This is a genomic window from Bacillus sp. NTK074B (assembly GCF_017303375.1).
GTDB lineage: Bacteria > Bacillota > Bacilli > Bacillales > Bacillaceae_B > Rossellomorea.
This window is the reverse complement of sequence record NZ_JAFKOH010000003.1, coordinates 210095-222601: the sequence shown is the minus strand read 5'-3', so window position 1 is coordinate 222601 and position 12507 is coordinate 210095. Positions and strand designations below refer to the sequence as shown.

General features: G+C 40.6%; 12 protein-coding genes. 7 read left to right on the top strand and 5 right to left on the bottom strand.

Going from position 1 to position 12507, the window contains the following annotated elements; all coding sequences use genetic code 11:
- Positions 1 to 48 precede the first annotated feature (48 nt).
- On the bottom strand, positions 49 to 3123 hold the full coding sequence (locus tag JI667_RS07125; protein WP_206851514.1) for a lamin tail domain-containing protein: 3075 nt from the start codon (positions 3121 to 3123) through the stop codon (positions 49 to 51).
- A 305-nt stretch (positions 3124 to 3428) separates the two neighbouring features.
- On the opposite strand from JI667_RS07125, the gene JI667_RS07120 reads away from it, so the two are divergent.
- On the top strand, positions 3429 to 3959 hold the full coding sequence (locus tag JI667_RS07120) for an MgtC/SapB family protein (RefSeq protein ID WP_206851856.1): 531 nt from the start codon (positions 3429 to 3431) through the stop codon (positions 3957 to 3959).
- 37 nt (positions 3960 to 3996) lie between these two features.
- Here JI667_RS07120 and JI667_RS07115 read toward each other — a convergent pair whose 3' ends face one another.
- Complete coding sequence (locus JI667_RS07115; RefSeq protein ID WP_206851512.1) at positions 3997 to 4566, bottom strand: glycerol-3-phosphate responsive antiterminator; 570 nt, start codon at positions 4564 to 4566, stop codon at positions 3997 to 3999.
- Between the two features lie 239 nt (positions 4567 to 4805).
- Entirely contained in the window at positions 4806 to 5978 is a 1173-nt protein-coding gene (locus tag JI667_RS07110) for an iron-containing alcohol dehydrogenase (protein WP_206851510.1), read from the bottom strand.
- A gap of 457 nt (positions 5979 to 6435) precedes the next feature.
- Here JI667_RS07110 and JI667_RS07105 point away from each other — a divergent pair, with 457 nt between their 5' ends.
- On the top strand, positions 6436 to 6882 hold the full coding sequence (locus JI667_RS07105) for a hypothetical protein (protein ID WP_206851508.1): 447 nt from the start codon (positions 6436 to 6438) through the stop codon (positions 6880 to 6882).
- A gap of 476 nt (positions 6883 to 7358) precedes the next feature.
- On the opposite strand, the gene JI667_RS07100 is transcribed toward JI667_RS07105, so the two are convergent.
- Positions 7359 to 7652, bottom strand: a complete 294-nt coding sequence (locus JI667_RS07100; protein ID WP_206851506.1) for a hypothetical protein — start codon at positions 7650 to 7652, stop codon at positions 7359 to 7361.
- Between the two features lie 17 nt (positions 7653 to 7669).
- On the bottom strand, positions 7670 to 8236 hold the full coding sequence (locus tag JI667_RS07095; RefSeq protein ID WP_206851504.1) for a hypothetical protein: 567 nt from the start codon (positions 8234 to 8236) through the stop codon (positions 7670 to 7672).
- Between the two features lie 248 nt (positions 8237 to 8484).
- Here JI667_RS07095 and JI667_RS07090 point away from each other — a divergent pair, with 248 nt between their 5' ends.
- From JI667_RS07090 to JI667_RS07070, 5 genes are all read left to right on the top strand, one after another.
- A complete protein-coding gene (locus JI667_RS07090) occupies positions 8485 to 8784 on the top strand; it encodes a DUF5316 family protein (protein ID WP_206851503.1) in 300 nt (99 codons plus the stop codon).
- A 348-nt stretch (positions 8785 to 9132) separates the two neighbouring features.
- Positions 9133 to 9738 carry a histidine phosphatase family protein gene (locus JI667_RS07085; protein WP_206851501.1) on the top strand — a complete coding sequence of 202 codons (606 nt, stop codon included), beginning with the start codon at positions 9133 to 9135 and terminating at the stop codon, positions 9736 to 9738.
- Between the two features lie 167 nt (positions 9739 to 9905).
- The gene (locus JI667_RS22655) at positions 9906 to 10154 is read left to right on the top strand and encodes a hypothetical protein (protein ID WP_244668231.1); all 249 of its coding nucleotides are present in this window, start codon (positions 9906 to 9908) and stop codon (positions 10152 to 10154) included.
- A 327-nt stretch (positions 10155 to 10481) separates the two neighbouring features.
- Complete coding sequence (locus JI667_RS07075) at positions 10482 to 10832, top strand: cupin (RefSeq protein WP_206851499.1); 351 nt, start codon at positions 10482 to 10484, stop codon at positions 10830 to 10832.
- Between the two features lie 236 nt (positions 10833 to 11068).
- Positions 11069 to 12463 carry an HD domain-containing protein gene (locus JI667_RS07070; RefSeq protein WP_206851497.1) on the top strand — a complete coding sequence of 465 codons (1395 nt, stop codon included), beginning with the start codon at positions 11069 to 11071 and terminating at the stop codon, positions 12461 to 12463.
- The last annotated feature ends 44 nt before the right edge of the window (positions 12464 to 12507 follow it).

The following is a 12507-nucleotide window of genomic DNA, read 5'->3' as shown; positions in this document are numbered from 1 at the left end:
TCAAACTGGACTCACCTTTCTAAAAGGAGTAATCTTGATTATTTGCTCCTACTCAATCCCCTTATCATCCTTCATCAACTTCTTCATATCAATCTTAAGCATCCGGTCCATCGGGTAGGTGGTGGTGTAGCGGTATTTGTTGGCACCGGATTCGAATACGACGTAGAGTTCTTTTTGTATTTCCACTATTCCCTCAGGCATCGGGATGGCTTCGACGCTCTGACGGGGTTTTGCCGTGTGACCATCCAGGAACCATAATGGAACTTGTTTTCCTTCTACAGTGGCATAGGCATGTGGTTGTTCCTTCAACGGATATTCATAGCGATACAGCACACTGTCGTTTGCCCTGCCATAGGAAGTGCTGAGGGTGACGCCATTTCTTGCTGCCTTCTGCATGATGGCTCCCTGGACTTTTCCTGTCGTCGATAAAACGTAATCCGGCACGGCGTTGACGTCAGGTGAGCCATTCCACTGCTCTTTACTCAGCATGTCGTTGTTTCGTTGTAGATCGTATCCGATCATCCATGCGTAGTGCATGTCTCCGTCCCTGTTTTCAATATGATGGGAGGGGTCGGTCGGGTAGGAGCTTGCTTCATAGAATTCCCCGACCCAGAGGTTGCCTTCATCATAGACGGTGTATGCCGCTTCGACGGGGATGGGGATCTGGTTGGTGAACTGGAATTCCCCGTTGTTTGGTGCATTGACCAGGTCGCTTAAATCGAAGCTGAATAAGTGATTCTCTGAGGCGACCCAGCCGTGATCACGACTGACGGTCACTCCGCCTGCGTGTCCGGTATACGGTGTGCCATCCGTGTTGTAGAGGACAACGGATTTCACTAATTGTCCCGTTCTACGGTCTGTAACGGTTATGGTACCCGGTCGGATCCCATCATCGACGTAGCCGATGGTAAGAAGCCAGTCTTTTTTCTGATAATAGGTCAATCCTTGTGGAACGAGCCCCTCTGATAGTCCGGCGATCACGGGGCCGTCGGTACTGATATCCCACAGGTCTTGGTAGGCGGGGTCTTTCTCATGCTGGGAACGTTCCACCTGGGTGATGAGCTGATGATCCGGTGTGACGGATACAGGATCTGATTTCTCCGATACGTTTCCAGATGTATCCTCTGCGCTTACCTGTAATGTGTATGTTTGTTGACCGACTAGCGTGTGAAGAGTAAAGTCGGTCTGTGATGGTTCGACGGAATATTCAAGCTCTCCATCTTTGTAAATGTGATAGCGATATAGATCGGTTTCGTTGGAAGCATCCCAGGTTAAAACGGCTTCTCCGTTGCCGGCAGTGGCTTCCACGTTGGTTGGTGTTTGCGGTGGTTCCTCATTTGACTCGGGACGATCCGGTGCTTGATCTTCAATGATCCATCCCGGTGTCGGACTTTGACCCGCGGCCACTTTTTCCATCGTCCTGGTATTATCCTTTGGATAGGAATAGGTGACAGTTTGTTTCAGGAAAACGTCCTCTCCTGAATAATCGGCCCTTACGACTTCGCGTCCATCAGGGTCGTAAACGGTCAGAGTATTACCGCTGTTGACCAGGCCGGCGATATCACCGAGGACGATGGTATCCTCTTCCTGAAGATACTTACTCTTGTACCCATAAAAATAGTTATAGTTGAACGCTTCAAGGGAGACCGGGTTGATGCTAGTGTTCCTGGTCCAGATCACCACCGTATCCCAAGGCTTTAAGATATGAGTGTCCCCGATTTCTTCATCCCAGTTATAGGACGCGAACCGATATCCTTTCAAATCGATTGGGTCCGGGCTGTTGTTATAAAGCTCGAAGTATTCAAATGCATCATAACCTGCATAGTTATCTGTATTCGGAATCAATTCCGTAATCAACAGGTTTGGTGTCGGTACGTTTTCACTAGGTCCTGTGACGAGTGGTTTTGTAGGTTCCGATTCGTTTCCGACTAGATCGATTGCTGTAACTTTGAAAGAGTATTCCCTGTTCAATTCCAGAGGGGATACGTTCATGCTCTTTTGGTCAGCAGGAGCGGTCCCGTAAAGCGTCCCGTTGATGTAGACGCGGTATCCGGCAAGATCACTTTCTGGACTGGCATTCCAAAGCAACTTGACATGATCCTTGCCTGGAGTTGCTTTCAATCCGGAAGGCGTGGCTGGGGCTTCACTGTCCACGGTTTCCTGTGGGATGGCCCGGACTTCTTTTGTTGCAGGGGATTCATTTCCTTCTGCGTCCACGGATGTCACCCTGAACGTATAGGCCTTTCCATTCTCCAACCCGTTTATGATTGATGTGGCAGCGTCCGTGGAAGTGTTTGATCCGTCAGATTGGTAGATTTTATAGGAAGCGGCACCATCTGTCGCTTCCCACTCAAGGGTAACCGACTGGTTGGAAGGAGCTGCGGTCAAGTTTGCAGGTGTCGCAGTGCCAGCTACCTGTCCGGTCAGAACGACGCCTGGAGTCGGCTGTTCATCATTGTTAATCTTGGTCATCACATTAGAGCTGGTGGCCTGATACGTGATGCTCCGGTTCGTGATGCCGTCGACTTCTCCATCATTGATAAGAGCGGTACTGAGGAGTGTGCCGTCTGTGTCCGCAATTCCTACCTGACGCAGGCTGCTGTCATGCAATCCCTGACCAGTTGAGGTCAGCTTGACTTCGTATACATCATCTGGCCTAAGGTACATCTCATAGTTGGAGTTAAAGTCCCATAGAGGTACATCAGGATAGGCCAATTTCTTTAACCAAAGGACGAGGGATTCTTTCGGCTGGATGATCTTATCTTCGATTGGCCAGCGGTTGGCCGGGCTTGAGAAGTTACTTGTGAAGTATTGAAGCTGATAGTCTTGCAGATTGATGGCTTCTGAGGTGGTATTATAGATTTCGACGTACTCATAGGGCTGTCCTGACCCTGCAGATTTGGTGACGATTTCCGTAATGATAAGGGGCGGATTGGTTTCTTGCGCACTTGCGTTGTGAACCTGAAGCAGTAGCAGTCCGATGAAAGCCAAAGCAATAAAGGCGGCTAGCCGGGTGATTGAGTGGTTTTTCAAGATCATTTCCTCCTTATTTTCTTGTTTATGTAAAAAAGAAAAGAGCCCCATGGCAATGGAGTGCACGATGACCGTACACACGATTGACACAGGGTTCTCCTCATCTCTACCCACTATATTCACTGTTTAAGTCCATCATACAATGGACCTAATCTTTAGGAAATGGGCATTTTGGTTTAATTTATTATATATTTAGAATTTTTAGATATATTATTGAAATGAAGCGGGAATTGGTGTATGATGAAAGGAATGATGAAGCTTGATAGGAAGAGTAAAAGAGATCCCCTATGAAGCGAATGGTATGATTTTTTTCACAATACTGTGGAGAAATCATGTATTCGTTTTGTGGTGCGGTCTCTTTTTCATTTAAGGAGGAAGAGGTCATGGGGCATTACATGAATGAAGTAACGAGGTTTTTCTGGCAGCATGATATCTATTTCCGGATTGTCGTGAGTGCTATATTAGGATTCATCATAGGCTGGGACCGGACATCCAAGAATAAGCCCGCTGGATTAAAAACATATACGTATGTATCAGTGGCCTGTACCTTGATTACGATCGTCTCGATCGAAGGGGCCGAGATGCTCAGTCAACCAGGGAGCGGAAAGATGATGGATCCTTTCCGTCTTGCAGCTCAGATCGTATCCGGCCTGGGATTCCTTGGTGCAGGCGTGATCCTGAAGGACGGATTGAGGGTCAAAGGACTCACTTCAGCAGCGATGATTTTTTACGTGGGGGGAATCGGAATCGGCATTGGAGCAGGATTCTATTCCATCGTCATCTTCGCCACAATGGTAACCTTCATCATTACGAAAATAGGAAATATCTTTGAAGAGCGGGAGATTACGATCATACGAATTCGCCTCCCGTGGATCGGGAAAAAAAGAAAAGAAGACGACGATGTAGAAAAAAAGGTAGGGACCTAAAAGGACTGGAACTCCGAGGAGTTCCAGTCCTTACTAGTCAAACATCCAGATTCCAAAGCTTCGGATCCCCGGAAGAAATAGCGAGGGCACCGGCACTCAGCCCGTTCAGAATATCCTGCTTATTACTGATCAAGCCACCAGCGATGATGGGCAGGCTCGTCATCGTAGTCAGCCTGTCAATGACAGAAGGCATCAGACCAGGAAGGACTTCAATGGCATCGGGCTTGCAGTTATGGGAAATTTCTATCCCCTTCTCAAGGGCATTGCGATCGATCAGAAAGAGGCGCTGGATCGTCATCAAGCCTTCTTCCTTCGCATACTTGATCAGATTGCTCCTCGTCGTTATGATGCCAGCCGGCTTCCATATTTCTGCTATGTATTTAATGGCACTCTTCGTATTGGACAGTCCATCGATGAAATCAATATGAATAAACGTGGTTTTACCGGCTTCCTTCAGCTTTTTCAGATAGCCGTTCATCGTAATCAAATTGCCCGTAAGGATGAAGACGATGTTGGCGTTTGACTGAATGGCCTTTTCTAGGTCTCTTTCTTCCTTGATGGAAGCGATGACCTGGGATTGAACGATGTCGATAATGTTTGGTTTCATGGACTTGGCCCCTTTTAATAGTCTGAATATTGTTTTTCTTTTAGTATAGCATAGTTATTTTTACGGGGTGAGAGGAAGAGTGGTGAAGGTTCTTACTCTACCTTTGCTTACTAATAAAAGAGGAAGAGAAGAAGGCAGGGATGACTAGTAACACTCGGAGAAGAATCATGTTCACCAGTAAAAAAGCAGAGCCTGGGAAATTCCCTAAGCTCTGCTTTACTTATTTGTTCAATTGATCTTTACGCTTTCACTAAAGATTCCTTGCCATAGAAAGCGGCTTTAAATAGCTCTTTCATTTGTTCTTGACTAGTTTCACGTGGGTTGGTGCCTGTGCATGGATCTTCCATAGCATTTTTAGCCATTATATCAACATGCTTGTTGAACTCCTCTTCGGATACACCGTAGTCCTGAAGGGTGTTAGCAAGACCGAGATCTTTGTTCAATTGATAGATATATTCAACAAGAGAATCAGTCAATTCGGTATCGTTATTTCCTTTCAGGTTCAGACGGCGGGCGATTTCAGCAAAGCGATCTTCCACGACCTCACGGTTAAACTGGATGACGTAAGGCAGGTAAATCGCATTGGCATATCCATGTGGAATGCCGAATGTTGGACCACTTTTGTGGGCAAGGCTGTGCACGTTACCGAGTACAGCGTTGGCAAAGGCCATGCCTGCCATAGCTTGAATGGTGTGCATGTTCTTAGCGGCTTCCTGGTCGCCCTGATAAGAAGCAAGAAGGTTATCCTTGATCACTTCAGCAGCACCAAGTGACAGGATATCCGTATACATAGTACGCGGTTTCGCTACATAAGCTTCGATCGAGTGCGTGAATGCGTCCATCCCTGTATAAGCAGCAATGTGCTTCGGCAGTTCTTTAATCATAACCGGATCGATAATGGCGACATCCGGCGTTAATTCGAAGTCAGCAACTGGATATTTCACGTTCGTGGTTTCATCGGCCAGAACAGAAAGGTTGGATACTTCTGAACCACTTCCGCTTGTCGTCGGGATACCGGCGAATTTCGCTTTATTGCGAAGTCGCGGCAGCTCGAATGGTTTAATGGCATCTTCAAAAGCAAGATCAGGGTGCTCATAATAGAGCCAGATCGCTTTGGCAGAATCCATCGCCGATCCTCCGCCGATTCCGATGATCCAATCCGGCTGGAACTCATCCAGCTCTTTTGCGCCCTTTTTGACCATTTCAAAGGTCGGCTCTGTATTGTAACCTTCCAGTACTTTTGTTTCTATATTGGCAGCTGCCAGGTGTTCCTGTACCTTGGTGAGGTTTCCGTTACGTTTAACAGAACCTCCTCCAATAACGAGTGCGGCTTTTTTACCTTCAAAAGACCGTAACACTTCAAGTGCATTCTCTTCGAAATAAATATCGCGTGGAATTGTAAAACGACTCATAGTAAAAATAGCCTCCTTAAGTTTCATTCATTGATTAATGTTTTTAGTGAATACATTACCCCTGCCGTTCATCGGAGGGCAATGGAATGTAATATTCCCATAAATTAAATGTATAAAACATCTTAGATTGCTCGCAAAATATCTGGAAAGATTCTTAAGGGCTTGTAGTAAGGCCGATTTCACATCTGAATGGGAGGCGGGAATGTCCATGTTACTTGCGACAAACGTAAGATCTCTCCGTTCTTTTTAAGGACGCAAATCAACTATTAGTCTCTTTATCAACCATTGCTATTTATTTATGGTTGGGCAGAATAATGGGGATATAGACGAAGAGACATCCAAATCAGGGCTGTCTTTTTTGTATTGCTCGAGAATGTTCCAATGTTTAACAAAAACACGAAAAGGATAATGAATAAATGAGAGATTGTATCGTAGAAACCAAAGAAAGGAGAATGACATGAAAAAATTACTGATCGCAGGAAATCTTTTTTTCGCCCTCTCGATCCTGGGAGCATGTGGTTCAGAAGAGGCCGAACCAGAAGAAAATACCTCAGGCGATTCGGCAGAAATGAGTGACCAACAGGATTCCCAGAAAATGGACGAGCCGGCAGCCGAATTGTTTGGCAGTGAGAAGCTGCAGGAACGAATCCAAAAGGGGATGGATCTCGATTCTTATTCTGCTGAACTGACAGCGATGGAGGAAAAAGGAGAAACTACCCTCGTCAAGAAATACAACTTGACCGGGAATGAAGAAATAAAAGCACAAATCCTTCAATCCTCAGACGGGTTTGTCGCAGTTGAAACCGACGGACTTGAAGTGACAGACGTTTCAAGCTTCAAAACCATGCAGGAGGTCGAGGATCACCTGAATGAAAAGGATATGGAAGAAGATATGAGTGAGTAAAGGTACTCCCCCAAAAAAAGCATAAGTGAAAACCGAACTAATTTACCTTCAGTGTGTCAAATTAGTTCGGTTTTTTTACGTTGTTGAAAGAGAAGGAGGCTACTTTATTTCTATATTCTGTTCCTTGCTTAAAGGGCATTCTTCCATTAAAGGGCCATTTAATGGAACAAAAGCATTCCTCAAAAAAGCAGACTTTGAAATAATGGGCATTAAGTGTGGGTGGGATACGTGATGCGTAATTAATTATTATTCGCAGTTAACTTGAAATTCCATAGGAGAGATCATTGTATTTGAACTGGTATTATTAAGTGATTTGGGCTTAAATCTAATAAGTGCAATACAAGCACAAAGCTTGGGATGCCCCAAGCTTTGTGTTTGTATTGTATTGCTAATTTACTCGTTAATTTATATCACCAAATCCTTAGTTAAATAGGACAGAAAATATAAATTTTCTGGGTTATTTCTACTACTTATTACTATTCTTTCTCTTTTTTACTCTCTTTTTCCTTTATGGCTTTAATCTTTTCTTTCGCTTCTTTCATTACCTTTTCTTTATTTTTGTGATAATATTCTCCATCCACTTTCATAAAGACTTTACCATTCTTGTCTTTGAACTCTATTTTTCCATCATATATTTCTTGTTTTTTATCAAATTGTTCTTCCGGAATCTCACTCGGATCAAAAGTAGCTGTTGCGTGTTGATAAAGAACAATTCCTGAACTCACTATAGCTAAAATGACACCTGTAAGTATTATTTTTAGTTTCTTCATACTTCTACACCCCTCACTTAGTTAATGTATGTTCTTCCGCCAGATCCTTCAAAAGAAAAATCCGTCAAAGCATCAGTTGTTGAACCGTAATCTCCTCTGATTTGGCTAAATATTTTATGCCCACTCATCTGAGTATTTTCGAAATCCCAAGTCCCTGAAGATTCAGATTTGAAATTCAAACTAAAATATCCCCACTCTCCTTGATCTAAATCTAAATGAGCGATTGCAGCCGTCAAAGTGCCGTCATCTTGAAAAACAAAACTAACCTTCGAAGGCTTAACATATGAAGAGTTGTAGCTTACATTTGGTTGATTCGTATATGCTTCCCGCCACCCTACTTTCCATTGAATACGATGACCGTCTCCTGCGTAATACCAATTACGATTTAATAAATATTCACCTGCATTTGCATATCCATCAATCTCAGTAATTGCTTGATCATCATACTGATTTACCGCATCACTTTGAAATTCACCTGCACTACCGTTCCAGTACAAGATTCCTTCAATATCCTCTGCTTGAACAGCATTCGATATAAAAAAATTCGGTACTAACAATAACGTGGCAATAATTAACTTTTTCAATTGAAGTTCCTCCCCAACATTTATGTATTTGTGTATTGTGCTTAACTCCCCTTCCTTTTTTTTCTAATTAAGCCAAATATAACTTAATTAGTTGTATTCACCGTAACAAAGTAATATTTTTGTAACAATGGGATTGGTGAAATTGGTATAAATTTCTATTAATTTAAAGTTGCCCTTTTACTGAACTTGATGTCATATGATAATTCGATATACACTTAAACTAAATGATTTTTGAAGGGATGGATTATTTGAAAAAATCTATATTGTTTGGCATTTCATTATTTTTATTGACTCTTGTTTATTCACTTGTCCAAAAAGACATATATTTTTTACTTAAGGTTAGTGGTGTAATAGGTTCTGGAGCAATTATAGTTGCTGGATTAATTACGGGGGTTTTTCAAGAGCGAGTTGCACCAGGAGAGAACTATTCTCTTGAAGATAAGAATGTCAGAAACACTAAAACTAAATGGTCTTTAATCGTATTTGTCTTTGGATTACCTTTTATATTTACACTTGTTTTAGCATTAATAATTTTTAGCTTTAATTAATATCTTCATACAAATATATAGGGTATCGTATCTAGGTGCTTTTCGTAGAGAATAATTGTCATAGGTCAGCTTTTTATGAAAACAAGGAGATGTCTTATGAAGCATTCAAGTTAGTACATGACTAATGTTCCTTTAAAGGGCAGTTTAGTTTAACAAGGATATGGATTCAACGAAGTATGTTGGGATCAGGAGGGAAGATACCTTATGCTTCCATTTTTTATAGATGTTTTCATCGGATACTATAATACTATGACTCTGCACTTTACTCTAAAAGAAGCGAAGGGTAGGTTCTTCTGCTTCAAGTTGTATTAAGGCATATACGAATTTACTGTATTACGGAGGATTATTATGTTAAATATATACCTTGTTCGGCATGGAGAAACAGAATGGAATAAAGAAAATAGATTACAGGGGTGGCAAGATTCACCACTTACAGAAAGAGGGGTCAATAATGCACTTTTATTAGGAGCAAGGTTAAAATCTATTGTCTTTTCAAAAGTCTTCTCAAGTCCAACCCAAAGAGCTTTAAACACTGCAAAACTTATCTCCTCAGACGAAATAGTGGTAATTGAGGACTTAAAAGAAATCTCCTTTGGTGGATGGGAAGGGAAAACTCAAGGAGAGATTGAAAAGGATTCTTATCAGGAATACTTCAATTTTTGGTCTAATCCGCATGAGTATAATCATGTCCCACATCAGGGGGAAAGCATTCGTGATTTTATGTTACGCACAAAACAGGCAATGAAATCAATTGTTGATTCCACCCAGAATGGAAATATATTAATAGTGACTCATGGAGCTACCATTAAGGCTATAATGTCTTATTTTTGGGAAATTCCTTTAGAAAAATTTTGGGAACCACCAATTATCCAAGGAGCAAGCCTTTCTTTAATAAAATGGGATGGGAAGGTATTTCATAAAGAGCTATTAGGTGACACAGCTCATATGGAATGAATTTTACAACATGATGATTTGTGAAAACCCGAATTAAAGGGATAAATTATTCTTAACCTCATGTGCTATGATCCAGGAGGATTAAGGCACTTTTTTGTTAAAATCTTCTTATTGAACAAACGGACAGGTTAGTTGAATAAGACAAAGATTTTAGGGTGGTCATTTCTATGTATGGGCTAATAGCTTTATTTGATGAAACAACAGAACAATTGATACAGGATATCTGGAGGGAATTAAAAGAGAGGTCTATTTCTTTTTATGCTTATGAGGTTGAAGATAGGAAGCGTTCTTTCCTCAACTCTGGTGCATTGTTCTTTTCTCCAAATGTTACAAAGGAGTTGTTTGAATTTCACGCAAACCATCATAAAGAATTTGAGAGTTTTAATGAAAATCCACATTCATTATATCTCCCCTGATAATTGGATACCACATTGTACGATTGCGAATAGGTTGTCCCAAGAAAAACTAATTGAAGCTTTTAATTATTGTTCCAAAAGACATAGCAATATACTTAGAAAGATTGTTAAGGTGGCTTTAATTGATGTTTCTAAGAAACACAAAGCACCTATAATTTATTCAAAAGAATTAAAGGATTAGCTTTGTCCTTATTAAACTAAAGGGGGCGTTTGCTGAACAAGCCGCCCTTCCTTGGTTAGGTCAGGGCATCTTCGGCTAACGGGCAGTTTAACGGAATAAAGACTTACAAGAGAATGTTAGAATTAGTTATTATAGGAGGTACTATAATGAAGCTTTATCAATTTAATAAAGATTCAGGTAAGAAAATAACGAAATTCAATTCCGATTTTATAATGTCGCGTATTACCCAAACTCATAAAGCAGCTCATATAGGATGTATGCACTTAGATGAAAACGGAATAATCGGTTATCATCAAGCTGTAGTACCTCAGCTACTTTTAATTGTAAACGGTGAAGGTTTGGTTAGAGGTGAAACAGATGAATTTATTAAAGTTCATAGTGGTGAAGCCGTATTTTGGGAGAAAGACGAGTGGCACGAAACCAAAACCGATACTGGGCTAACTGCAATTGTTATAGAAAGCGAAGAATTAACCACTGCATCATTAATGCCATTATAAATGGAACAGAGAACAAAATAGTCGAAAGATAATGAGCACCTTGTTAAATTAAAGGGGGCGTTTGCTGAAAATAGCAGACGTCCCTTTCTTTGTATAAAAAGTGCGTAATACCTGGAAAGCAGCAGATTGGTATTCGAAACATCCTTTATTAGTTATTGAGCATTTATTAAAATTATTATCTCCCCGACTTAGTGATAATGTTATAATTATCCAAAAGAAAAAATGGAGTAGATAAAATGGTAATTGAGTTAAGAAATTCTTTGATTACAAAGGCTGTTTATTTAACACCCAAGGAGTTAAATGTTTTTAAGAGTGCCATAAACTTTGCAGAACTAGCACATTTTGGACAGAAAAGGGCAACTGGTGAACCTTATGTTTGTCATCCATTTACAGTGTGTGAAATTTTGATGGATTATAAGGCGGATATAATAACTCTTACCGCAGCTCTGCTTCATGATGTAGTTGAAGATACTAATTTCTCCATAGAAGATATTGTAAACAAGTTTGGAGCCCAGATTGCCTTGATTGTAGATGGATTAACAAAGTTTGAAAAAGGTTCCATTAACAAAGATCTCTATAATGCCTCTAATTCTGAAAAGCTACTTTCAAATGCGGCCAAGGATATTAGAGTAGCGATTGTTAAAATAGCAGATAGGCTTCACAACATGAGAACTCTTGGTGTTAAAAAAAGGGAAAAGAAAGTTCCTTATGCAAATGAAACATTAATCTTTTTCTCTCCTCTTTGTGAACGATTAGGGTTATTCGAATTCCAATCGGAACTTGAGGATCTTGCTTTTAAGTATCTCAACCCCCATCGATATTTAAGTATAAAGAAATTAAAAGATAACTATGAAAAAATTCACTCTAACATTTTTAATTATTGTAAAAGAGAGATCATACACAATAATCCAATATCATTCAATGTAGAAATGAATTGGAATTCTGCACCTATCTACGTGACTTATTCAAAGCTACAAGATGGAGAGGCTCTTCCTAATCTTTACACCATGCATGTCATCACAGATACTTCAATAAACTGCTATACACTCTTAGGAATAATACATAATTCGTTCAGACCTGCTCCAAATAAATTCAGAGATGAAATTTCAGGGCAAAGGAAAATATTTGATTGCCATCTTAAAACAGCAGTCTTGGTTAATGATGTTGAAGTTAACTTTGAAATTAAAACTAAAGTCTCAATGAATGTGAGTATATTTAATTTACTTAAAGAAATTTCTGTCACAGAAATAGAAAAGCTCAGCTCCGATCTGTTAAGAGATTCCATTCAGTCAGTTAAGGCGATTTCTAATAGCCCTTTAGAATTCTACGAAATGATATCATTCGAATTATTGCAAGATGATATTACAATTTACACTCCTAAAATGGAAGTGGTTTCCCTACCTGAAGGTTCAACCGCGTTAGACTTTGCATTCTTTTTAGGCCCCACAAGAGCAACCAGGATGTGCTGCGCAAAAGTAAATGGTGAGCCAAAACATCTTTATACAAAATTAAAGGATATGGACATAGTTGAAATCTTGATGGAAGAGCAAGAAACGGTAAAAGAAGATTGGTTGAACCATGTTCAAACCTCTAAAGCAATTAATGAGATCAATAAAAAATTAAGCAACTGATTGTTTAGTACTTTGGAGATCGCTATTCCATAAACGGGCAGGTA